Below are 24,420 nucleotides of genomic sequence, written 5' to 3' on the forward strand. Positions count from 1 at the left end.
TTTAAATTAACTCGAAAAAAATATGAAAAATACAGTAAAAGTGATTATCCCCATTTATAGGACTTATTTTGGTGAACTTGAGGAGAAATCATTTTTGCAATGTGCTAAAGTGCTAAAAAATTATGAAATTGTCCTAGTTCAACCAGAAGGATTAGACAATAGCTATATTACCAGTGAGTTTACCAATATAAGTGTAGAAAATTTTCCTAAAAAATATTTTGAAAGCATTGACGGCTATAATGAATTGCTTTTATCAGCTCCGTTTTATGAACGATTCATCAATTCTGAGTTTATTTTGATTTATCAACTGGATGCTTTTGTTTTTAAAGATGATTTAATGGAATGGTGTAGAAAAGGTTATGATTATATAGGTGCTCCTTGGATTGCTACTCCTGAAGATTCTATTTGGTTAAAGTATTTTAATAAAATCGCCAGGAAGTTTAGATCCGAAAAGAAAAATGAACGCGAGCAGATTTTTTATAAAGTTGGTAATGGTGGTTTTTCGTTACGTAAAACGGCATCACATTATCTTATTGCAAAACGAAATGAGTCTTTTATTTTTGATTTTTTGAATGCGAAAGAGAAGAAAATTTATGCCATTGAAGATGTTTTTTGGTCTATTAAAGCCCCTGAATTAAGTGCGGACTTTAGAATCCCAGACTATAAGGAAGCCCTAAATTTTGCAATTGATCGTAAGCCAGAAATTGCTTTAAGATTAAATAACAACCAACTTCCGTTTGGTTGTCATGGTATCAATAAACCTAAAGTGATTGATTTTTGGAAGCCAATATTAAACCAGTACTGAATTAAATTTTTAGGATAAAACTATCTTGTTAATTAAAATAAACTTGAAGGGTTTAACTTATGCAGGCGATTGTTGTGAAATTTTAATCTCTTAATTGCTTGTTTTTATGGGTCATAAAAAAAATGTATTTGCTTAATTTGGTACTAAACAAGTGCATTTTAGAATTCAGCATTGAATAGGTTTGTATTCTACTTATTCTCAATATATGTCGAATAAGTTACTCGATTTTTCTATACATCATCCAAAGTTGCAAATATCGTTTAAATACTGCAAAAGAATGAACATAAGCTAAAATGAAGCCCTCTTTTTTATCTAAAAAACCTAACCTACATATATACTGCCACCAAAAGCGGTAACATGGACGAATAAAAAAATGATATAAATTAGGTCGCTTGTTTTTTAGATATAGAGTTTCTGCTTGTAGTTGACTGTATAAATTTAGTTTTTCATTGTATTTATCAAAGCTTTTATAACTGTAATGATTGACGCGATTTTTTAAGAAACCTATTTTGCCCTTCGTTTTAATCGACTCATGGACCAGATTACCGTTATAGGAACAATTTTTTTTGTTGAATATTTTAATGGATTTATCAGTTTGCCAACCACCATGTTTAATTTGTTTTCCTAGAAAAAAAAAATTTCTATTTATATAATATGCCACAAAATCGTTTCGTAATGAAATTGTAGAGACAATTTCTTTTCCTAGTTCCGGAGTGATAATTTCGTCTAAGTCGAAAAAAATTATCCAATCATTTTTAGCTTGTTCAACGGCAAAATTTCTTTGTTTTGAAAAATCATCGAAATTTCTTTGGATTACCTTTACACCAAGTTCTTTAGCTATTGCAACTGTGGCATCCGTACTATTCGAATCTATAAAAATAATTTCATCGGCAAAAGATAAACTTTGGATATATCTTTTCACGTTATCTTCTTCGTTTAAAGTGATTGCTAATGCAGTTATTTTTGGTTCCAAATTATTTTGATTTCTATTTTGAGGTATATTCAAAGCAAATGTAATAATTTTACATTTATTTACTAAACTTAAATTTGTATAATGACTCGATTACCCATTTTAATGTATCATAATATTACTAACATTGAGAAGGTTAGTAGTGGACTTACTATTTCTGTACAAAAGCTAGAAAGGCAGCTTTGTCATTTAGCTGAAAGTGGTTTTACCACTTTTCACCTTTCTGAATTAGAAAATTTGACTGCCATTCCTCAAAAAAGTATTGTTATCACCTTTGATGATGTAACTGATAATCAGTTTATTTATGCAGTTCCTTTGCTTGAAAAATACAATTTGAAAGCTACTTTTTTTATTCCTTTTGGTTATATTGGAAAAACCGATTTATGGAATGAAGGCAAAGAGCCAATAATGACAATGCAAAAACTGCAAAGTTTAGGCACTTGGATTGAGTTGGGATTACATTCCTATGCACATAAAAAATATGAAACTTTAACCGAGACTCAAATTAATGAAGATTTCGAAAAATGTTTTAAGATTATTGAAGAAAATGATTTAAAAGTTTATAATGCTGTAGCTTATCCCTATGGTAATTTTCCTAAAAAAGAGTCTAAGAAAACATTGTTTAAATCAGTTTTGGAACAAAATAATATTAAAATGGGATTGAGAATAGGAAATAAAATCAATAAATTTCCCTTTAAAAATCCTTTTGAAATCATGCGAATTGATATAAAGGGAGAGGATAGTCTATTGAAATTCAAATTGAAACTGCGTTTTGGTAAATTGAAATTATTTTAATCCTTTTTGGATTAAAATAATTTTTACATATCTAGAAAAAACACCATAGGCATTGATGCTAGCCAAAGCTAGTCCGGGAACACCATCCATAAAACCTCTCTTTAAAATATAAGAAGAAAAAAAACGATAAAAAGGTTTGAAGATTAAATGGAAATAAGTTGCTTTTTTCCCTCTTTCATAAGATGTTTTCGCTTGAAACCAAGCATAAGAATCTTTTTTCTGTAATAAATTGGATAATCCTTTATAGGTATAGTGGATCATGAAATTTTTTAGAGTCCCAATACTTCCTTCAACAACTAATTTCTCATGGACATCACCAGTAAATTTGATATTTTTATTTTTAACTAGCCTGATTACTCGATCTACTTTGTGGTATAAAAAACGATTCATGTAAAAATGAGGAAAACTGATTTTATAACCGGAGTGTTTTCCATTTTTGATCACTGATAAAATCTCTAGTTTAAGTTTTTGGCTTACCCTTTCGTCTCCATCGAGAAATAAAATCCAATCCCCTTTTGCATAAGAGATCGCATGATTTTTTTGATTGGAAAAATTGTCAAATTTTCTTTCTAAAACAGTGCAACCTAAACTAAGCGATTTTTCTTTGGTACCATCGGAACTGTAGGAGTCTATTACGATTATTTCATCTGCAAAGGCTACCGATTTTATGGCGTCTTCGATGTAGTCAATCTCATTATATGTGGGGATTATTACAGAAAGCATCCTTATTATTTCTTTTTATGAAAAACAAAATTAACAAATTTAGATTATCTTTGCCGCATTATGCAAAAGAATATTTCAGTTGTTATCAGTACCTACAATTCACCCGAATGGCTTGAAAAAGTAATTTGGGGCTATAATACACAAACATATCGTAATTTCGAAATGGTTATTGCCGATGATGGTTCCCGTCAAGAGACATCAGATTTAATCGAAGAATTAAAAAAAGAAGTGTTTTATCCAATTATTCATGTTTGGCATGAAGATAAAGGGTTTCAGAAATCAGCGATTTTAAATAAAGCAATTTTAGCCTGTACTACCAATTATATTATGATGTCTGATGGAGATTGTATTCCTAGACCAGACTTTGTAGAGCAACATATAAAATTTAGAGAAGAAGGATATTTTCTTTCGGGCGGGTATCATAAATTGCCCATTGAATTATCAAAGAAAATTACAAAGGAAGATATCTATTCGGATTTGTGTTTTGATGTTTCTTGGTTAAAGAAAAACGGAATGAAAATATCGTTTAAAAATAACAAAGTTGATGCAACGGGTTTGTTAAGCACTATATTAAATTTTTTAACACCTACTACTCCAAGTTGGAATGGACATAATGCTTCTGGATGGAAGACAGACATTCTAGCTGTAAATGGATTTGATGAAAGAATGCAATACGGAGGCCAAGACAGAGAGTTAGGAGAACGACTGATCAATCATGGAATTAAATCAAAACAAATACGCTATAGCACCGTTTGTTTACACTTAGATCACCCTCGAGGATACGCAACTCCGGAATCAATAAATAAGAATAGAAATATCCGAGAAGAGACTAAACAGCAAAATAAAAATTGGACTGATTATGGTATTCTGAAATAATTAAGAATAATTTTATTTACAAATTATTCTTCAAGAAAATATCCAGTGCAGGAAGTATCATTTCAGGAGTTAATTGTTTATATAGTTCATCAGGATTTTTTTCTATTTTTTTGCGTTCTTCAAAAGTAAAACTATCAAATAGATTTGGTTTCATTTCCAGTAAATGAACAGAATGGTGAAATTTACCGTCTTCAAAACTTGCCCAGTGATCCTGGTTAACATATGGGGAAAAAATAGTAAAAGTAGGTTTATTCAAAGCCTTTGCAATGTGAACTATTCCTCCTTCATTTGAAACTAAAAGAGTACAATGGTTCATTATTTTGATGAAATCACGAATATTTTTGGCATAAACGTCCAAAATGATATTGGATTTGTTTTTACACATTTGGTAAATTTTTTCTGCCTCTTCTTTTTGATGTGGTGCATAGTTAAAAAGAATATTTACATCATATTTAGAGGATATAAAATCAACTATTTCGGCTACATATTCATAGGGCATTGATTTTTGAGGGGTACTTCCTAAAACACCCAGAACAATAACTTTCTTATTTGAATATTTACTTAACCAGTCTTCTTTTTTTTCTTGTTCAGATAAAAATATTTTAGGTTCGTAATCTATAGGTTCAAAATTACCGGCTTGATTTAATAAATGGATTCTGTCTTCAATGGCTTTCCCGCAAATTTTGGTTTTTTCTTTAGAGATCGTTACCGGATGTGTATAATAGCCAAAATTTCCTATTTTTTTTCGGCTTTTGTGGCCAATTGTTTGTTTAGCACCTGAAAATTTACAGATTAATCTGCTTTGTGTTTTGGAATAGGGATCAAAAATAATATCATATTTTTCCTTTCTAATTTGAAGAATTAATTTTAATAAAACGGGAAGCTTTTTTAATTCCTTATCATTAATTGAAATAATTTTATCAATATTTGGATTGTTCATGAGAACACCATTTGTAAAATCGTAAGCCATGAAATGAACTTCGCTATTTGGATATTTTGCTTTAAAATTATTAGCAATCACTGAACTGATTAAAACGTCACCGATGCGCTTATTTTGGATAATTAAAACTTTCTTCATAAAACTATTTCTTGGTGCAAAGTACTATTTTTTATACTTTTAAACCAAAATAAAATAAAAACATCGTGCAAATTATCATTCATCCCCAATATATACATCAGGAAAATTCTATTCTTCAATTGGTTGCAGGTTTTTTTGTTGAGGGAGATTTGATTGTTAAAGGCTCTCGGAATACCATAAAATCTAATATATTGGGCGATGAGAAAGTAAATATCAAATTTTTTGATAAACCAGGACTGTTAAAATCTATTATTTATTCTTTTTTTCGAAGTACCAAAGCAAAGCGTTCTTTTGATTATGCCAATTATTTGTTGGCCCATAACATACCAACTCCTTTTCCCATTGCCTACATCGAGAATCGCAACCGTTTCGGGCTTTTGGGGGATAGCTATTACATTTGTCAACAAATAGATTATGATTTTACCATTCGCGAATTGATACATGATCCGTTATTTGGGGAACGCAATGTGATTTTGGAGCAATTTACGGCCTTTACCTATAAAATGCATGAGGGAAAGGTCAATTTTTTGGATCATTCGCCTGGAAATACCCTAGTTGTGAAAAAGGATTCTGGGAAATATGATTTCTATCTGATAGATTTAAATAGAATGAAGTTCGAAGATTTATCTATAGAAGCTAGAATGGATAATTTCAAGAAAATGTGGCTGTCCAAAACGATGGTAAAAGTGGTAGCAAAGGCTTACGCCAAGTTAAGCAATCAATCTGAGGAAAAATTACACGCGATCCTTCTAGAAAAAACAACCCAATTCAAAAGAAAAATTACCAAAAAGAAATATCTGAAGAGGAAAATTGGAAAAAAATAAATTCCAAATTCCAATTGACGTATCGATTGGAATTTGGAACTTAAAATTGGAGCTTCAATAATTTATACCGCTACGTCATATTCACGTAAAGCATTATTCAATGATGTTTTCAAATCAGTTGAAGGCTTGCGTGTCCCAATGATTAACGCACAAGGTACTTGAAAATCTCCTGCTGGAAATTTCTTAGTATAACTTCCTGGAATTACTACAGAACGTGCAGGAACAAATCCTTTCATTTCAACTGGAGTTTCACCGGTAACATCAATAATTTTTGTGGATGCGGTCAAGCAAACATTGGCGCCAAGAACGGCTTCTTTCCCAACATGAACACCTTCAACTACGATACAACGCGAACCAATAAAAGCACCGTCTTCAATGATTACCGGAGCAGCTTGCAATGGTTCAAGAACACCACCAATCCCAACACCACCACTTAAGTGTACATTTTTACCAATTTGAGCACAACTTCCTACGGTTGCCCAAGTGTCAACCATTGTTCCTTCGTCAACATAAGCGCCAATATTTACATAACTTGGCATCAAAATAACACCGCTTGAAATGTAAGCACCATAACGTGCTACTGCATTAGGAACCACACGAATTCCTTTCTCAGCATAGCCTCTTTTCAATAACATTTTGTCATGATATTCGAAAATTCCAGATTCTAATGTTTCCATTTTTTGAATAGGGAAATACATCACTACCGCTTTCTTAACCCATTCGTTTACTTGCCATGCATCAGCTACTGGCTCGGCAACACGCAATTTACCGGTGTCTAATAATTCAATAACTTCTCTTATAGCATCAGTAGTTGTTTTTTCTTGTAGCAAAGCTCTGTTTTCCCAAGCTTGTTCTATAATTGTTTGTAGTGGATTCATTTTAATTAGATTTTTGACAAATATAATTCGAATTTTTTTTAAAACAACTTAGTTTGTTTCATAGATCCCTTTTTGTTATTCAAAATTTAAATTTTAAAACTCTTTTTGATAAAAAAGATAATTTTGTCTTTTTTAATGGTTTTAAAATAGAAAAATATTTGAATAATGAAATGACAGATGTTCTATTTGCTGTTATTTGTTCAAATTAAATTTGCTTTTTATTTTTGTTATAATGCGACGTTATAATAGGATTTAAATATAAATAGTCTATAAATTTTAAGTATGAATCAAGAAAATCATGTGTTTGAAAAAGTAACACCTATTGACAAAGAAGTTTCTTGGGATAAAACCCAAGTAATTATGAGTAAAACGAATCCCTCCGGAATAATTGAATATGCAAATGAAGTTTTTGTTGATGTTTGTGGTTATGAAGATTATGAATTAATGGGGCAACCACATAATATCATAAGGCATCCCGATATGCCAAAAGTGATATTTAAAGTTTTGTGGGAAAATCTTAAAGAAGGAAAAAATTTCCATGCAATTGTAAAGAATTTGGCCAAATCAGGAAGATACTATTGGGTTATTACGGACTTTGAAATTGCAAAAGACGAAAAAGGAGTTATTGTAAACTATTTTGGACGAAGACGTGCAGTACCTCAAGAAGTTATTTCATTTCATATTGAACCTTTATATAAAAAGTTGTTACAAATTGAAGCAGCAAGTGGAATTGAATTTAGTGAAAAATATTTAATTGGATTTTTAGAAGAGAAAAAAACTAGCTATGTGGAGTACATAAAAGCATTGGTTTATGAGCATGAAAAACCACAGTTTGCATCTCACAATAGAAATCAAATCGAAATAGTTGAAGAAGAGGAAGAAAAAGGATTCTTCAGCAGATTTTTTGGTAGATAGATTGTAGATGATTTTTCTGTTATTTATTTTGAATTAAAACCGCTTTAAGCAATTGAAGCGGTTTTTATGTCTAAAGAAAAGAATGTTTTTATTCATAAGGAGGTTATGTTTTTATCTGTACTTTAGTAGTTACTTTGTTTACCTTTGAAAAAAAAATATAAATGCCAAGAATTCTCGCCATAGATTACGGACAAAAACGAACCGGAATAGCGGTTACCGATGAAATGCAAATCATAGCTTCTGGATTGACAACGATTCCATCCGCAACTGCAATTGCTTTTTTGAAGGACTATTTTTGCAAGGAAAAAGTTGAAGCTGTTCTTATTGGTGAACCCAAACAAATGAATGGCGAACCTTCCGAAAGCGCTTCCATCATTAAGGGATTTGTAACGCATTTTACCAATCATTTTCCAGAAATGAAAGTTATTCGGGTAGATGAACGGTTTACTTCAAAACTCGCATTTCAATCCATGATTGATAGCGGTCTCAGCAAGAAACAGCGCCAAAATAAAGCATTAATAGACGAAATTTCGGCAACGATAATGCTTCAGGACTATTTGACCCGGAAAATATTTTAAAATCAATAAAAAAAAGCAGTGTTTTCGCTAAAATGGTTTGATTAATGTAACTTTTGAAGCAAAATTTATGCTTTTTTTTGCAATTATATAATTTATCTTTGCACTTTAAAATCTAGTTATGCCTGACACAACCATACGTACAAATAGTGAAGTAGTTCTTATTGGAGCTGGAATTATGAGCGCCACTCTTGGCTTAATCCTAAAAGAACTAAAGCCCGATATAAAAATTGAAATTTACGAGCGATTAGATATTGCAGCTGCTGAAAGTTCTGATGCCTGGAATAATGCCGGAACGGGGCATTCAGCTTTTTGCGAGCTCAATTACACTCCAGAAGGTCCTGATGGAAGCATCAATCCTAAAAAAGCAATCAGTATCGCCGAATCTTTTGAGGTTTCTAGACAATTTTGGGCGTATCTCGTCCAAGAAAATAAAGTTCCATCCCCAGAGAATTTTATACAAAGCATTCCGCATATGAGTTTTGTTTGGGGTGAAAAAAATGTTGAGTACCTAAAAAAGAGATTTGAGGCTTTGCATTCGAATCCTTTATTTAAGGATATGGTTTTTAGCACTGATTTTTCTGAGTTAAAAAAATGGATGCCTTTGGTTATGGAAGGCAGAAAGGAGTCTGATACAGTTGCTGCTACCTCGATGGCAATCGGAACCGATGTCAATTTTGGAGAGTTAACCCGAAGTATTTTTGGTTATTTAACAAAATTAGAAGGGGTTACGATTCATTTTAATCATGAAGTTCAAAAATTAAAGCAAAAAGAAGATAAGTCCTGGAGAATAAAAGTAATTGATTTGGCTACAGGTCAAAAGAAAAAAGCATACACTAAGTTTGTTTTCATAGGTGCTGGAGGCGGTTCGTTGCCTTTATTAGAAAAAGCAGATGTTCCAGAAGGAAAGGGATACGGAGGTTTTCCGGTGAGTGGGCAATGGTTAAAATGCATCAATCCAGATGTTATCGCAAAACATCAGGCCAAAGTATATGGTAAAGCTAGTGTTGGCGCACCGCCAATGTCTGTTCCGCATATTGATTCCAGAATGATAAATGGAGAAAAAGCATTACTTTTTGGTCCTTTTGCAGGTTTTTCGACCCGGTTTTTAAAAAATGGCTCTTATTCGGATTTGCCTTTATCCATAAAAACGGATAATATTATTCCTATGGTTGCCGCAGGTATCAAGAATATACCACTTACTAGATATTTAATTCAGCAAGTGCGTCAGTCTCCTAAAGACAGAATTAATGCCTTAAGAGAATATGTGCCAGGTGCTAAATCTAAAGACTGGGTTTTAGAACGAGCAGGGCAACGTGTACAAGTGATTAAGAAAGATGAAAAAGAAGGTGGGATTTTGGAGTTTGGAACCGAAGTGATTACCACTGCCGATGGTTCCTTATCTGTTTTGCTGGGTGCTTCGCCGGGCGCTTCAACCGCTGTCTCTATTATGGTTAATTTGATTGGAAGGTGTTTTAAAGATCAATTCGAAACGCCGGAATGGCAAGAGAAATTAAAAACGATGATTCCTTCTTTTGGTCAGAAATTAAATGAGAATCCTGATTTATTAAAGGAAATCAGAAAAGATACCGCTACTGTTTTAAAACTGAATAATTAGAATTTCTTCAAAATAATAAAGGCGCTGGATTTTAGATTGTATCTAATTTCAGCGCCTTTTTCGTTATGAATCCTTTAGTATTTTTGTCGTTTTCAAAATATTTTCGGACAAATTAGTCAACCAGATTAATTGTTCAATTACCAATTGCGCTTCCTGCATTTTCAATTGAAATGCCTCTTCATCGATAGGAATTCCTTCTTTTAACTCCTTTTCCCGGATGTTTTTCAGCTCTGTAAAGCGCAACGCTAAATCTTCTTGCGGAAGGTTTTCTTTGATTGCTACATTATTTTCTTTCAGGATTGCAATGGCATTGTCTAAGTTTTTAATGGCAGTATCTACGACGACATTAAACGCCTCAGAAGCAGTTGTGGTCTTGTGGGACTGAATATAAGTTCCTAATGAAGCCAAAGAAGACAGTAAAGAATGATTTAAAACGGTCAGTTTATATACTTGTGGCATTTGCTTTTGCTTTGATTTAGGTTCTTGAACCATTCTTTGAAACGAAGCCATCAGATTACCAATTTCGATAAAAGCATTTTTTCGCGCGAGACGATAGGAAGTAGAAATATTTCCTTTTTTATTGTAAAAAACAGAAATTTCTTTTAAATAATCTTGGTTTGCCTTAATTGCTTTTTCTAAATAGAGGGGAATGTTCAAAAACTCCCACGAAGGCCATAAAAAGTGGTTTGCCAAAAAGGCTAAAGCAGCACCCACAACCGTATCCAGGATTCGATATTGAACTAAATCACCAATATTAGGTGTAATTATTCCATAGATAAATACAACATACATGGTGACAAAAATGGCGCTCACCTTATAATTAATTTGTGTAAAAGAGAATCCCAACAGCATACAAACAATAGAAAGAACACTGATTATGATGTTGTCTTTTACGATGAAAAGAATCCCGAAAGCAACTAATCCACCAATCACTGTGCCAATTATTCGGTGAAAAGAACGTTCTTTTGTCAAGCCATAACCCGGTCTCATAATTACAATTATGGTCAGCAATATCCAATAAACATTATGGAACGGTAGAAATTTTCCAATAATAAAACCAAGCATTAAGGTTATGGTTAATCGCAAGGAATGCCTGAAAATAGTAGAGGAGAAACTCAGGTTTTGGGTCAAAGTACTCAACGGATAATATTGTGGAGTGAGGAATTTTTCTAAATCAGTATCGATTCCTTTAAAATCGTGCGAATTAAAAGTAACTGTAAAAGCACGCTCAACAATTTTTATTTTTTCGACTTGTTTTTCAGCGTATTGCAACATCGTTGTCAACATAAAAACACCTTCGGAAGCAGTAGTTTTCCCTAAATCATTTTCATAATCTGCAATGGCAAGCTGTAAGGCATTCAAATCGCCCAGTAAAGTATGTTTAGAAATGTATTTCGTACTTTTTTTGACACTTTTAGATAATTGCTTCAAGCTAGCCGCCAGATTGTAAGCTAAATTTTGATACGTATGCAAAACCTTTGGATGATCATCGAATTTTTGATGTAATTTATCATGGTCGAAAGCTGTAGATAACGCGAGTTCCAGAATTTCTACTAAGGAAATAAAAACCAATAGCATTTTACGGTTTTGATTGGAAGAACCAGAGGTGGTATGACTGCTGATCAATACTTCTCTAATATTTTGATGGATGGTATTCAGCTCAACTTGAAGATGCAATTGCTTTTCAATGATTGATTTTCTATCAGCATTCAAGGTCCACAAATCGCCTCGAAGTTTCAAATATTTAGCTGTAAGCTTGATGCATTCCGCAATTTGTAACTCTACATAACGATTCGGTCTGATATAATGAAAAATGAGAGAAACCAGCAAATAAAATAAACCGCCGGCAAGAATTAATCCGGCATGAAGAAGCATTGCCCAACCGGTATTGATGCTTGCAAATGCTAATGAAACCGCAATAAGGCCAGAGAAAGAAACCATGGTAGCGCGTTGCCCATAAACAGAAAGCATTGATATGAGGAAAATTAAAACTGCCAAAAACGGATAGAAAATCCAAGAATATGGAAATACAATATTAACAAGTAAATTAATGCCCGCAACCAGAAAAGCAGTTACCAGAACACCATTTATTTTATGTTTCAGACTGCTAGGAATATCACTTGGATACGTGAAAAAAGCTCCAAGAGCCATGGCAAAACCCATTTCAAATTTTCCCAAAAACGAAAATATTACAACGGGAATGACTGCCGCTATAGTAACTTTTATAGCATTGGTAAAATAAGTGCTGTCGGTAAATTTTCGGATTTTGTAAATCATATCATAGTATTGGTACAAAGGTAAGATTTGTATGAATTATACAACCAATAAAGGAGGTGATTTGTTTTAAATTGTAAATATTAGCTAATATTTAACGGCAGATTATTCATTGTCTATTTTTTTACTATTTTTGCAAACTGAATGAAAAGGAAACATATTCCAATTTCAGTAGAAAATACTTAATATAACACGAATGATTTTACCAATTATAGGATATGGCGATCCAGTTTTAAGAAAAACAGGAGAAGTTCTTTCACCGGAACATCCAAACTTGAAAGAAACGATAGCCAATATGTACGATACCATGTATAATGCCTATGGTGTGGGACTTGCTGCGCCACAAGTAGGATTAGCGCTTCGTTTATTTGTAATCGACACCACTCCTTTTAGCGATGATGAAGAATTAGAAGATGCGGAACAAAAAGAATTAAAAGGATTCAAAAAAACTTTTATCAATGCAAAAATGATAAAAGAAGAAGGAGAAGAGTGGAGTTTTAATGAAGGATGCCTTAGTATTCCAGATGTTAGAGAGGATGTTTACAGAAATCCAACCATTACAATCGAATATTGTGAAGAGGATTTTGTTATGAAAACAGAAGTTTTTGACGGATTAATCGCCAGAGTAATCCAACATGAATACGATCATATTGAAGGGATTTTATTCACCGATAAAATTTCATCATTAAAAAAAAGATTGATTCAAAAGAAACTGAAAAACATCTTAGAAGGAAAAACATTCCAGGACTACCGTATGAAATTTTTTGCCAAAAAAGGAAGATAAAGTAAATCTAAGGCTTCGCTTGGTACGATTTTTGGTTTAAATGAAAAAAAAATAAGTCAAATTCTTAATAATAATTACACAAAACATGAATTTAGAAAAAACATTAGCCATTTCTGGGAAACCAGGTTTATATGTATTGAAAGTGCAAACAAGAACTGGCTTTGTAGCAGAATCATTGGCAGACGGAAAAAAAATCACAGTAAACTTGAAAAGTAATGTGAGTTTATTGTCTGAAATTTCAATTTATACCTACGAAGGCGAAAAACCATTAGCTGAGATCATGCAAAAAATTGCTGATAAAGAAAGCAAAGGTCCAGCACTTTCTCATAAAGAAGACAATGCTAAACTAACGGCTTATTTCAAAGAAATTTTACCTGATTATGATGAAGAAAGAGTATATCCTTCTGATATCAAAAAAGTTTTAAACTGGTACAATATGCTTCAGGCAAAAGGATTAGTTACTGATGAAGTTCCAGCTGCTGCTGTTACTGAAGAAGTTGCTGCCGTTGCAGAAGAAACTCCGGTTGCCGAAGTGAAAGCTCCTGCTAAAAAAGCAAAAGCTAAAAAAGAGTAATTTTACACTACAATAATATTTAATCCTGTTCAGCTATTTTCTGAACAGGATTTTTTTATTTTTACCAAAAACAATCTCTGATGAATTCAAGACAAAACCAACTGCTAGCTTTCGAAAGATTATTAGACATTATGGATGATTTGCGTGAAAAATGTCCTTGGGACAAAAAGCAAACCATGCAAACGTTGCGTCATTTGACTATTGAAGAAACCTATGAATTAGGCGATGCAATTTTAGACAATGATTTGAACGAAGTCAAAAAAGAATTGGGCGACTTGTTATTGCATATTGTTTTTTATGCCAAAATAGGAAGCGAAACCAAGGATTTTGATATGGCTGATGTTTGCAATGAAATTTGTGAAAAGTTAATTCATCGTCATCCACATATTTATAGTGATGTTGTGGTTAAAGATGAAGAGGAAGTCAAACAAAATTGGGAAAAACTAAAACTCAAAGAAGGCAAAAAATCTGTTCTGGAAGGTGTTCCAAAAAGTTTACCTGCATTAGTCAAAGCAAGTCGAATTCAGGATAAAGTAAAAGGAGTTGGTTTTGATTGGGAAGAATCGCATCAGGTTTGGGATAAGGTTCAAGAGGAATTGGAAGAATTACAAGTTGAGGTTGAAGCAGGTGATCAAGATAAAATTGAAGCCGAATTTGGCGATGTTTTGTTTTCGATGATCAATTATGCCCGATTTCTTAACGTGAATCCAGAAGATGCTTTGGAACGCACCAATAAAAAATTCATCAAGCGCTTTCAATATTTGGAAAGCAAAGCAGGAGAATTAGGAAAACCTTTAATGGATATGACTTTAGCTGAAATGGATGTTTTTTGGGAAGAAGCGAAGAAGTTGTAGTGTTCAGTATTAAATGATTAAAATTATTATCACTTATTAAATTATCCAATGTCAGAAAATAAACCCGAGTTAAAACGTTCTTTAGGATTAATTGATGCGACGAGTTTAGTTGCCGGATCCATGATAGGATCCGGAATTTTCATAGTAACATCAGCCATGGCGAGAGATATAGGATCTGCTGTCTGGTTGTTGGTAATTTGGTTGGTAACAGGATTAATCACGGTTGCTGCGGCATTGAGTTATGGAGAATTAGCAGGAATGATGCCCAATGCGGGCGGACAGTTCGTTTACATACAACGTGCTTATGGAAGATTAGTTTCTTTCTTGTACGGCTGGACTGTTTTCACGGTAATTCAAACGGGAGTTATTGCCGCTATTGCGGTTACTTTCGCTAATTATGCGGCTATCTTCTTTCCTGTTTTAGATCAGACCCTTTTTACCGTTGGGACTGGTTTTGTTTTTTCGTACCAAAAAGTATTGGCTATTTTTAGTATAATTCTGCTAACTTATATCAATACCAAAGGTGTCGAAAGCGGAAAAACAGTTCAATTGATTTTCACTTCGGCTAAATTAATTGCACTTTTTGCATTGATTGTTTTAGGATTGTATGTTGGTTTACAAACGAATGTTTTGTCCAATAATTTTGCAAATATGTGGGAAGCCAGCAAAACGGTTGTAAATCCTGACGGAACAATTACGGTTACAAAATTAGCAGGAATGGCAATTTTGGGTGCTGCAGGAGCTACCATTATTAATTCCTTATTTTCTAGTGATGCCTGGAATAATGTGACTTTCATTGCAGGAGAAATTAAAGAACCCAAAAAGAATATTCCCCGAAGTTTGTTTCTTGGAACCTTGATTGTAACTATCATTTATGTTTTAGCGAATGTTGCTTATTTGGCTTTATTACCAATGCAAGGAACTCCAAACGCTACTGATATTGCCGGTAACGGAATCATGTTTGCCAGTAATGATAGGGTTGGAGCGGCAGCTGCAAGTATGATTATGGGAAATGTAGGAGTTTTTGTGATGGCTGCATTAATCATGGTTTCCACTTTTGGATGCAATAGCGGTTTGATTCTTTCGGGAGGAAGATTGTTTTTTGCCATGGCAAAAGACGGATTGTTTTTTAAACAAGCTACGGAACTTAATAAAAACCAAGTTCCGGCTAAAGCATTGTGGGTACAATGTATTTGGGCTTGTGTGCTTTGTATTTCGGGAAAATTTGGGGATTTGTTGACCTATGCTACTTTTGCGTCGTTGTTGTTTTATATCCTGACGATTCTGGGTGTTTTCATTCTTAGAAAAAAAGAACCTAACGCAGATAGACCTTATAAAGCATTTGGTTATCCATTTGTACCAGCCATTTATATTATAGTGACATCGGCAATCTGCTTCACTTTATTGATTTATGATACGTTCAATACGGGCTTGGGACTGTGTATTGTGGCGTTGGGAATTCCAGTATATTATTTTGTGATGAACAAGAAAGAGTAAAGCAGATTGAATTAATCTGCTAATTTTTTTAAGGCAGTAATGTCTTTCAAAACAATTTTTTTACCATTCAATTCAATCAATCCTAATTTATTAAAATCAGATAATAAACGGATGCAACTTTCAGTGGCTGTTCCAATTATGCTGGCTAGTTCGTCTCTTGAAAGTTGTACTTTTAAAGAGTTATCCTCGTTTTTTCCAAAAGTATCATTTAGATAAAGAAGTGTTTCGGCTAATCTTTCTTTGACCGTTTTTTGAGCTAAATTAACCATGTGGTCATCAGCTTCTTTTAGATCCCCACAAATAGTTTTCATAACATTCATAGAAAACTGATTGTTTTTGTCAAAATAGCCCATCACTTCTGATTTTGGAATAAAACAAACCTGCATATCTTCAAGAGCTACAGCACTTAGATTTACTGGTTCATCACTAATCATGGAACGCTGGCCCAATAATTCTCCTTTTGTAACCAATTTTACAATGTGATCTTTACCATTTGCACTGAGTTTAGTCAGTTTACAAATACCATCTTTTATACAATAAATACCATTTACATTTTCTCCTTCTTCAAATATAACATCTCCTTTTTTAATGATATGGGATGTTTTACAGTCAGAAAGTTTTATTAATTCGTCTTTAGTTAAGGCTTTTAAAGAGCTAAATTCTCTGACGATACATTGTTCGCATTTGCTCATATTTTTCTTGATTTATTTGCATTACAAAACTAACTATTTAATATGACAAATATCATATTTTTAACTCATTCAATTGATGATCTTTGTTCTAGGTAAAATGAGCAAAGTTATGGACACACAAAACTGTTTCCATTGTGGTTTAGATATTATAAAAGAAGAAGAAATTATTTTTGATGCGAGAAATTTTTGTTGCAATGGTTGTAAAACCGTGTACGAAATTTTTAGCCTCAATGATTTGACTTGTTATTATGATTTTGAAAAATCCCCTGGAGCAACCCCGCAAGACATTAATGGTAAATATGATTTTTTAGACAATGAAAGTATTGTATCCAAACTTTTGGAATTTCAAGAAAATTCAACCGCAATTATTTCACTTAACATTCCTCATATTCATTGTAGCTCGTGTATTTGGATTTTGGAAAATCTACAACGTCTTCAAAAAGGAATAAGCACTTCGCAGGTTAATTTCCCTGAAAAAAGAGTCCGAATCACCTTCAATCCAGAAGTAGTTTCTATTAAAACGATTGTTTATTTGTTGAGTTCTATTGGTTATGAACCCTACATTAGTTTAGAAAACTATGAAACGGGGAGTAATGATGTGGATAGAAGTTTAACGTATAAATTAGGCGTTGCTTTCTTTTGTTTCGGAAATATCATGTTGCTTTCGTTTCCGGAATATTTTGAGGTAAAAGAATATTGGTTAGACCAATACCGTGGCTTTTTCCGTTGGTTGATTTTTGTTTTAGCGCTACCAAGTTTCTTTTATTCGGCTAGTGGTTATTATGTTTCGGCCTATAAAAGTATCAAAACCAAAATGCTCAACATTGATATTCCTATTGCTTTAGGGATTGTTGTGATGTTTGTGCGAAGTACGTTTGATATTTTCATGGATTACGGTTCTGGTTTTTTCGACAGCTTAACCGGATTGATTTTCTTTATGCTTTTGGGGAAAATGTTCCAAATCAAAACCTATAGTTTTTTGAGTTTTGAAAGGGATTTTAAGTCCTATTTTCCAATAGCAATTACTAAAATCAATACGGATGCCTCCGAAGAAAGTGTGGCTATTTACGAAGTGGAAAAAGGCGACAGACTGCTCATCAGAAATCAGGAACTTATTCCGGTTGATGGGATTTTAATTTCGGAAAAAGCAGAAATCGATTATAGTTTTGTCACCGGTGAAGCGATTCCTATTACAAAACAATCCGGCGATAAAGTGTTTGCAGGCGGAAAACAAATAGGGAAAGTAATCGAAATGGAAGTTTTACATTCTGTTTCCCAAAGTTACTTGACACAATTATGGAGCAATGATGTGTTCCAAAAAAATGTAGAGCAAAAACACAAAACGATTACCGATAGCATCAGCCGTTATTTCACGCCTATTTTATTACTGATTGCTTTTGCAGGATTTGGCTATTGGATTTTTATTGATGCCAATACTGCTTTCAATGTGTTTACCGCAGTGCTAATTGTTGCTTGTCCTTGTGCTTTGGCATTGACAGCGCCATTCACTTTTGGGAACGTATTACGAATTTTAGGAAAACAGAAATTCTATATCAAAAATGCGTTGGTTATTGAGCAATTAGCGAAAGTAGATACTATTGTTTTTGATAAAACGGGAACGATTACCACCAATAAAAAATCAAATATTTCCTATGAAGGAACAGCCCTTTCCGATGAGAATTTGTTGCTGATAAAAAATGTTCTTCGGGCTTCAAATCATCCGTTGAGCAGAATGTTGTATGACTATTTGCCGATTCCAATTTTGCAAAATAAATCAGCAAATGATACCAAAAAGTTGAAAGTGGATGCTTTTGAAGAAATTACAGGAAAAGGGATTCAAGCTCAGATTTTTGGTCATCAAATCCAAATAGGTTCGGCATCTTTTGTAGATAAAATAGAAGAAAACAACATTCAGCAAACATCGGTTCACATTAAGATAAATGATGTTTATTACGGAAAATTTGTTTTTAAAAATCAATACAGAGAAGGATTGGAAGTGCTTTTCAGGAACTTAAGCACTAACTATCAAATCAAGGTTTTATCTGGTGACAATGAAGGCGAACGAGCAACTCTTGAACGACTTTTGCCGAAAGGCACGGAATTAATTTTCAATCAGAAACCGGAACAAAAACTGGAATTCATTAAAAATTTGCAGGAACAAGGCAAAAATGTGATGATGGTAGGCGATGGACTAAATGATGCCGGAGCTTTGGCGCAAAGCAATGTTGGAATTTCGATTTCTGAAAATGTCAATGTTTTTTCTCCAGCTTGTGATGCTATTTTGGATGCCAGTGAATTTCATAGATTGATTTATTTTTTGAAATTATCCAAGAATTCCATAACAACTATCAAAATGAGTTTTACATTGTCTTTACTCTATAATGTGGTGGGATTGTCATTTGCAATTACAGGAAATTTACTGCCTCTGATAGCAGCTATTATAATGCCTTTGAGCACGATAACTATAGTGAGTTTTGTAACTGTGATGAGTAGCTATTATGCAAGTAATAAATAGAATTTAGCATGATTTTTAATTTTTTTTCACATATATTTAACAAAATTAATAAGCATGATAATTGTCATGTTTTACTAGAAAACCTAAAAGTAACTTTGTTAACACAAATTAAGGTATGAGTGTCATTTATTTATTAATCTCCATCAGTATATTAATTGCAATCGGGTTTTTTATAGCTTTCATACGAGCCGTAAAAACAGGTCAATATGATGATGATTATACACCCTCGGTCAGAATGCTTTTTGATGATGAGCTTTTGAAGTCAGCTAAAAAAGAAAAAAAAGTGGAGAAAAAAGATGAAAAGTAACTGGATGTATTGAATCCAAAACTTTTGTCCTTAAAACGTTTAAATTAAAATAAAAACAAATTTAATTATGGAAATGCAGCAGTTTTATTATGACAACAAAATTGTAAAGAAATTCATTTACGCCACTATTCTTTTCGGTGTGGTAGGAATGTTAGTTGGGCTCACATTAGCCTTTATGTTTCTTTTCCCAAATATGACCGATGGAATTTCATGGTTAAGTTACGGTAGATTGAGACCTTTGCATACTAATGCCGTTATTTTTGCTTTTGTAGGTAATGCTTTTTTTGCGGGAATGTATTATTCCTTGCAAAGATTACTGAAAGCGAGAATGTTTAGTGATTTTTTGAGTAATGTTCATTTTTGGGGTTGGCAATTAATTATCGTTGCTGCGGCCATTACTTTGCCTTTAGGGTTTAGTTCATCAAAAGAATATGCCGAATTAGAATGGCCAATAGATATTGCAATTACTCTGATTTGGGTTGTAATGGGTATCAATATGATTGGAACCATGATAAAAAGAAGAGAGCGACATTTATATGTTGCAATTTGGTTTTATTTGGCAACATTTGTTACTGTAGCAGTTTTACATATTTTCAACAATTTAGAATTACCAGTTTCTGCATTCAAAAGTTATTCTGTTTATGCAGGAGTTCAAGATGCTTTGGTTCAATGGTGGTACGGTCATAATGCGGTGGCATTCTTCTTGACGACTCCTTTCTTAGGATTGATGTATTATTTTGTTCCAAAAGCAGCTAATCGTCCAGTATACTCTTATAGATTGTCAATTGTTCACTTTTGGTCGTTAATTTTTATTTATATCTGGGCAGGACCACACCATTTATTATACTCAGCGTTGCCTAACTGGGCACAGAATTTAGGAGTTGCTTTTTCAATAATGTTGCTAGCGCCATCTTGGGGTGGTATGATAAACGGACTTTTAACTTTAAGAGGAGTTTGGGATAAAGTACGTGTAGATCCTGTTTTAAAATTCTTTGTAGTTGCGATCACTGGTTACGGAATGGCTACTTTTGAAGGACCAATGTTATCGTTGAAAAATGTAAATGCTATTGCGCATTATACGGACTGGATTATTGCTCACGTTCACGTAGGAGCATTAGCTTGGAATGGATTTATGACTTTCGGTATGATTTATTGGTTGATTCCAAGAATGACCAAAACTACTTTATACTCACTAAAATTAGCTAATTTTCACTTTTGGATTGGTACTTTAGGGATTATATTATATACAATTCCAATGTATGTAGCTGGGTTTTTACAAGCTTCTATGTGGAAACAGTTTAACCCAGACGGAACTTTAACATATGGTAACTTCCTTGAAACAGTAACTCAAATCATGCCAATGTATTGGATGAGAGCTATTGGTGGAACTCTTTATTTGATTGGAATGCTAACTTTAGTTTATAACATTGTTCAAACTTTAAGAGCAGGTTCTACTATTGAAGATGAATTAGCCGAAGCTCCCGCTTTAGTAAGAATTAGTTCTGGAAGAGTAAAAGGAGAAAAATTTCATCCTTGGTTAGAAAGAAAACCTATTCAATTGACAATATTAGCAACTATAGCAATTTTAATTGGAGGAGTTATCCAAATTGTACCAACGATAATGGTTAAATCTAATATTCCAACAATTGCAAGCGTAAAACCATACTCTCCATTAGAATTAGAAGGGCGTGATTTATACATTCGCGAAGGTTGTGTAGGTTGTCATTCGCAGTCTGTTCGTCCTTTCCGTAGTGAAGTAGAACGTTATGGACCACAATCTAAAGCGGGTGAGTTTGTATATGATCATCCATTTCTTTGGGGATCAAAACGTACGGGCCCGGATTTATTAAGAGTTGGTGCAAAATACAATGACAATTGGCATTTTAACCACTTCTGGAGTCCACAAAGTATATCTGCAGGATCAATTATGCCAGGTTATAAATGGTTGTTTGATAATAAACCAATGGATATTTCTTTGACTCAAAAGAAAATGCAGGCAATGGTTACACTTGGTGTTCCATATACTGAAGCTCAAGTTGCAAGTGGTTTAGATGATTTAAGAAAACAAGCTATTGCAATTGAAGAAAGCTTGAAAAATGATCCTGATTTTGTGAAAAGTTATGATGAAAGCAAGAAAAAAGCAGAAGCCAGAGGAGAAAAATTTATTCCAATGAACGAGAGAGAAATTGTAGCTATGATTGCTTATATGCAAAGACTTGGAACAGATATAAAAGTTAAAAATACTGCTAAAAATTAAAAGTCATGTTTGAACAAGTAAAACACAATTTGGAAACAATTGATGGTGTGACGATATATCCCATCTTATCTTTATTAATTTTCTTTGTCTTTTTTGTAGGACTTGGTTTATGGGTGTTCTCCTATAAGAAAGAAAAAATCAATGAGCTAAGTCAAATTCCATTGAGAGATAATTAAATAGTATAATTTTTTAAAATTTAGAAAATGAAAAAATTAATTCCAGCATATGTTAGGGTTCCCGTTATTTTCTTTGCCGTATTTATGGCAATGGAATATTTCATAGACTCAGGGGACAGACCCGCTTTTATAAAATTCCCGATGGTTTCTGTGTTTTTGTTTGTATTTCTTTTCCTTTTGATAGCGATAGAAATTACGATGAGTGCAGTCGATAATATAATGTATCAGTTGTTAACTGAAGAGCAAAAAAGTAAACTAAATGAAGTGAATGGTTTGAGCTTTAAGGATAGCGAGTGGTATCAAAAAATAATGAAAAGATTAACTAAAACTGAACCTTTAGAAAGTGAAGGCCAGTTATTGCTTGATCATGATTATGACGGAATCAAAGAGCTTGACAATAATTTGCCGCCATGGTGGGTCTATTTGTTTTATGCATCAATTGTTTTTGGAATTGTTTATATGGTTCGATTTGAAGTGTTAGGAGCAGATAATCAGGAGATGGAACTTAAAAAAGAAGTTGCTCAAGCCAAAATTGATGTTGCAGAATATATGAAAACTGCGCCGGACATGATGGATGAAAAAACGGTAACCTTATTGACAGATCCAGCTGATTTAGCAACTGGGAAAGAAATTTTCACTACAAATTGTGCGGCTTGTCACAGAGCTGATGGTGGAGGACAAATTGGACCAAATTTGACGGATGAACAGTGGATTCTAGGTGGAGGTATTAAAAATATATTTCATACTTTAGTAAACGGTGGGCGTGATGGAAAAGGAATGATTGCATGGAAGGGAACTTTAAAACCGAAAGAAATGCAAAAAGTAGCCAGTTACATTATATCATTAAAAGGTAGTAATCCTGCAGATTCAAAAGCGCCTGAAGGCGAAATATGGGTTGATGAAGCGGAGGCCAAATAAACAAATAAAAGACCAATTTTGCTTTTGTGAAATTGGTCTTTAAAATTAAAAAAAATGTCAAAATTACCGGACGAAGCTTTTAGAGATACCATCGGAACAATTGATGAAGAAGGAAACAGAAAATTCATTTTTCCAAAAAAACCTTCAGGGAAGTTTTATGATTACAGGAAATGGGTCAGTTATTTTTTGCTTATTGTACTTGTTGCCAATCCTTTTATAAAGATTAATGGCAATCAATTCATGATGTTCAATATATTGGAGCGACGATTTAATATTTTTGGATTTCCGTTTTGGCCTCAGGATTTTTACATTTTTGTTCTTTTCATGATTGTTGGAGTTGTTTTCATCATCCTTTTTACGGTGATTTTTGGGCGAATATTTTGCGGATGGATTTGTCCGCAGACTATCTTTCTAGAAATGGTTTTCCGAAGAATCGAATATTGGATAGAAGGCGATCGTGGTGCCCAAATTCGTTTGGAAAAACAAGAATGGAATGTAGAGAAAATTAGAAAGAAAGGGATGAAATGGACTATTTTCCTAATCATTTCTTTTTTTATTGCCAATGTCTTTCTGGCGTATCTTATCAGCAGCGATAAGTTGCTTTTAATGATTGAAGAAGGACCTGAAAATCATTTGAGTACTTTGGTTTCGTTATTGATTTTTACAGGAGTTTTCTATTTTATTTTTGCATGGTTTAGGGAACAAGTTTGTATTATTGCCTGTCCTTACGGAAGATTACAAGGTGTTTTATTAGACGATAAATCGATAAATGTAGCATACGATTTTGTTCGTGGCGAAAAAGAAGTTGGCAGGGCCAAATTCAACAAACAGGAAGATAGAGCAACGACAGGAAAAGGAGATTGTATCGATTGTAAGCAATGTGTAAATGTTTGTCCAACTGGAATTGATATTCGAAACGGGACACAAATGGAATGTGTCAATTGCACGGCCTGTATTGACGAATGTGATGCCATTATGGAAGGTGTGGGTTTACCTAAAGGGTTGATCCGGTACGCATCGGAAGATGAAATTGAGAAAAAAGAGAAGTTCAGGTTCACGCCAAGAATGAAAGGGTATTCGGCTGTATTATTCATTTTGACAGGTATTTTGATTGGATTATTGTTTCTACGTACTGATGTTGAAGCCACAATCTTGAGATTGCCAGGACAGTTGTTTCAACACAAAGGGGATAACATCAGTAATATTTATACTTTTAAAATTATCAATAAAACGAATACTGATTTTAATGATATTCATTTCAAATTGGTGGGCATAAAAGGAACTTTAAAAGTTGTAGGGAAACAAGAACTTAAAGTTCCAAAACAAGGAATGAGCGGAGGAACACTATTTGTAGAAATCAATCAAAATTTATTGGATAGCGACAAAACAAAATTGAAAATTGAGGTTTATGATGGAGATGAAAAAATTGAAACTAGCACCACTAATTTCTTAAGTCCGCGAAGTTTCGATTAACATTAATAAACTAAGATTTAGAATTTATATAAAAAAAACATA

The 24,420-nt window shown here is 33.3% G+C and carries 23 protein-coding genes; 17 read left to right on the forward strand and 6 right to left on the reverse strand.

Features of this window, described 5'->3' with window-relative positions; genetic code table 11:
- Window positions 1–22: 22 nt before the first annotated feature.
- Window positions 23–805, forward strand: coding sequence for a DUF5672 family protein (locus BMX64_RS05265; protein ID WP_091166862.1), 783 nt, complete (start codon window positions 23–25; stop codon window positions 803–805).
- A gap of 217 nt (window positions 806–1,022) precedes the next feature.
- On the opposite strand, the gene BMX64_RS05270 is transcribed toward BMX64_RS05265, so the two are convergent.
- Window positions 1,023–1,811 (reverse strand): glycosyltransferase family 2 protein, encoded by a 789-nt coding sequence (locus BMX64_RS05270; RefSeq protein WP_244273232.1) that lies wholly within the window; start codon window positions 1,809–1,811, stop codon window positions 1,023–1,025.
- 48 nt (window positions 1,812–1,859) lie between these two features.
- Between BMX64_RS05270 and BMX64_RS05275 the strand changes: the two genes are divergently transcribed.
- The gene (locus BMX64_RS05275; protein WP_091166864.1) at window positions 1,860–2,570 is read left to right on the forward strand and encodes a polysaccharide deacetylase family protein; all 711 of its coding nucleotides are present in this window, start codon (window positions 1,860–1,862) and stop codon (window positions 2,568–2,570) included.
- Here BMX64_RS05275 and BMX64_RS05280 read toward each other — a convergent pair.
- The gene (locus BMX64_RS05280) at window positions 2,562–3,293 is read right to left on the reverse strand and encodes a glycosyltransferase family 2 protein (protein WP_244273234.1); all 732 of its coding nucleotides are present in this window, start codon (window positions 3,291–3,293) and stop codon (window positions 2,562–2,564) included. The genes BMX64_RS05275 and BMX64_RS05280 overlap by 9 nt on opposite strands.
- Before the next feature lie 60 nt (window positions 3,294–3,353).
- Here BMX64_RS05280 and BMX64_RS05285 point away from each other — a divergent pair, with 60 nt between their 5' ends.
- Window positions 3,354–4,169: a glycosyltransferase family 2 protein gene (locus BMX64_RS05285; protein WP_091166868.1), complete on the forward strand. Its 816-nt coding sequence runs from the start codon at window positions 3,354–3,356 to the stop codon at window positions 4,167–4,169.
- A gap of 16 nt (window positions 4,170–4,185) precedes the next feature.
- On the opposite strand, the gene BMX64_RS05290 is transcribed toward BMX64_RS05285, so the two are convergent.
- On the reverse strand, window positions 4,186–5,247 hold the full coding sequence (locus BMX64_RS05290) for a glycosyltransferase family 9 protein (protein WP_091166870.1): 1,062 nt from the start codon (window positions 5,245–5,247) through the stop codon (window positions 4,186–4,188).
- A 65-nt stretch (window positions 5,248–5,312) separates the two neighbouring features.
- Between BMX64_RS05290 and BMX64_RS05295 the strand changes: the two genes are divergently transcribed.
- A complete protein-coding gene (locus BMX64_RS05295; protein WP_091166872.1) occupies window positions 5,313–6,071 on the forward strand; it encodes a lipopolysaccharide kinase InaA family protein in 759 nt (252 codons plus the stop codon).
- A gap of 62 nt (window positions 6,072–6,133) precedes the next feature.
- Here BMX64_RS05295 and BMX64_RS05300 read toward each other — a convergent pair whose 3' ends face one another.
- Window positions 6,134–6,949 carry a 2,3,4,5-tetrahydropyridine-2,6-dicarboxylate N-succinyltransferase gene (locus BMX64_RS05300; RefSeq protein ID WP_091166874.1) on the reverse strand — a complete coding sequence of 272 codons (816 nt, stop codon included), beginning with the start codon at window positions 6,947–6,949 and terminating at the stop codon, window positions 6,134–6,136.
- Window positions 6,950–7,231: 282 nt separating this feature from the next.
- Here BMX64_RS05300 and BMX64_RS05305 point away from each other — a divergent pair, with 282 nt between their 5' ends.
- The 3 genes from BMX64_RS05305 to BMX64_RS05315 all read left to right on the forward strand — a co-directional run bounded on the left by BMX64_RS05305 (window position 7,232) and on the right by BMX64_RS05315 (window position 10,057).
- Window positions 7,232–7,864 carry a PAS domain-containing protein gene (locus BMX64_RS05305; RefSeq protein ID WP_091166875.1) on the forward strand — a complete coding sequence of 211 codons (633 nt, stop codon included), beginning with the start codon at window positions 7,232–7,234 and terminating at the stop codon, window positions 7,862–7,864.
- Between the two features lie 161 nt (window positions 7,865–8,025).
- Window positions 8,026–8,442, forward strand: a complete 417-nt coding sequence (gene ruvX, locus BMX64_RS05310; RefSeq protein ID WP_091166877.1) for a Holliday junction resolvase RuvX — start codon at window positions 8,026–8,028, stop codon at window positions 8,440–8,442.
- 118 nt (window positions 8,443–8,560) lie between these two features.
- Entirely contained in the window at window positions 8,561–10,057 is a 1,497-nt protein-coding gene (locus BMX64_RS05315; RefSeq protein ID WP_091166879.1) for a malate:quinone oxidoreductase, read from the forward strand.
- Between the two features lie 63 nt (window positions 10,058–10,120).
- Here the strand turns inward: BMX64_RS05315 and BMX64_RS05320 are convergent, their stop codons facing one another.
- Complete coding sequence (locus BMX64_RS05320) at window positions 10,121–12,334, reverse strand: FUSC family protein (protein ID WP_091166881.1); 2,214 nt, start codon at window positions 12,332–12,334, stop codon at window positions 10,121–10,123.
- Between the two features lie 193 nt (window positions 12,335–12,527).
- Between BMX64_RS05320 and def the strand changes: the two genes are divergently transcribed.
- From def to BMX64_RS05340, 4 genes are all read left to right on the forward strand, one after another.
- Window positions 12,528–13,115, forward strand: a complete 588-nt coding sequence (gene def, locus BMX64_RS05325) for a peptide deformylase (RefSeq protein WP_091166883.1) — start codon at window positions 12,528–12,530, stop codon at window positions 13,113–13,115.
- An 85-nt stretch (window positions 13,116–13,200) separates the two neighbouring features.
- Window positions 13,201–13,689, forward strand: a complete 489-nt coding sequence (locus tag BMX64_RS05330) for a DUF5606 family protein (protein WP_091166885.1) — start codon at window positions 13,201–13,203, stop codon at window positions 13,687–13,689.
- Between the two features lie 80 nt (window positions 13,690–13,769).
- The gene (gene mazG, locus BMX64_RS05335) at window positions 13,770–14,543 is read left to right on the forward strand and encodes a nucleoside triphosphate pyrophosphohydrolase (protein WP_091166887.1); all 774 of its coding nucleotides are present in this window, start codon (window positions 13,770–13,772) and stop codon (window positions 14,541–14,543) included.
- 48 nt (window positions 14,544–14,591) lie between these two features.
- On the forward strand, window positions 14,592–16,040 hold the full coding sequence (locus tag BMX64_RS05340) for an APC family permease (RefSeq protein ID WP_091166889.1): 1,449 nt from the start codon (window positions 14,592–14,594) through the stop codon (window positions 16,038–16,040).
- An 11-nt stretch (window positions 16,041–16,051) separates the two neighbouring features.
- On the opposite strand, the gene BMX64_RS05345 is transcribed toward BMX64_RS05340, so the two are convergent.
- Window positions 16,052–16,732, reverse strand: a complete 681-nt coding sequence (locus BMX64_RS05345; RefSeq protein ID WP_091166891.1) for a Crp/Fnr family transcriptional regulator — start codon at window positions 16,730–16,732, stop codon at window positions 16,052–16,054.
- A gap of 109 nt (window positions 16,733–16,841) precedes the next feature.
- Here BMX64_RS05345 and BMX64_RS05350 point away from each other — a divergent pair, with 109 nt between their 5' ends.
- The 6 genes from BMX64_RS05350 to ccoG all read left to right on the forward strand — a co-directional run bounded on the left by BMX64_RS05350 (window position 16,842) and on the right by ccoG (window position 24,378).
- On the forward strand, window positions 16,842–19,247 hold the full coding sequence (locus tag BMX64_RS05350; RefSeq protein WP_091168999.1) for a heavy metal translocating P-type ATPase: 2,406 nt from the start codon (window positions 16,842–16,844) through the stop codon (window positions 19,245–19,247).
- Window positions 19,248–19,362: 115 nt separating this feature from the next.
- A complete protein-coding gene (ccoS, locus tag BMX64_RS05355) occupies window positions 19,363–19,554 on the forward strand; it encodes a cbb3-type cytochrome oxidase assembly protein CcoS (protein WP_091166893.1) in 192 nt (63 codons plus the stop codon).
- 67 nt (window positions 19,555–19,621) lie between these two features.
- Window positions 19,622–21,811, forward strand: a complete 2,190-nt coding sequence (gene ccoN / locus BMX64_RS05360) for a cytochrome-c oxidase, cbb3-type subunit I (protein WP_091166895.1) — start codon at window positions 19,622–19,624, stop codon at window positions 21,809–21,811.
- Window positions 21,812–21,816: 5 nt separating this feature from the next.
- Entirely contained in the window at window positions 21,817–21,987 is a 171-nt protein-coding gene (locus tag BMX64_RS05365; protein WP_091166896.1) for a cbb3-type cytochrome c oxidase subunit 3, read from the forward strand.
- 27 nt (window positions 21,988–22,014) lie between these two features.
- Complete coding sequence (locus tag BMX64_RS05370; RefSeq protein WP_091166899.1) at window positions 22,015–22,905, forward strand: cbb3-type cytochrome c oxidase N-terminal domain-containing protein; 891 nt, start codon at window positions 22,015–22,017, stop codon at window positions 22,903–22,905.
- A 54-nt stretch (window positions 22,906–22,959) separates the two neighbouring features.
- A complete protein-coding gene (gene ccoG / locus BMX64_RS05375) occupies window positions 22,960–24,378 on the forward strand; it encodes a cytochrome c oxidase accessory protein CcoG (protein WP_091166903.1) in 1,419 nt (472 codons plus the stop codon).
- Window positions 24,379–24,420: the final 42 nt, after the last annotated feature.

It is taken from the genome of Flavobacterium sinopsychrotolerans (assembly GCF_900110375.1).
Lineage (GTDB): Bacteria > Bacteroidota > Bacteroidia > Flavobacteriales > Flavobacteriaceae > Flavobacterium > Flavobacterium sinopsychrotolerans.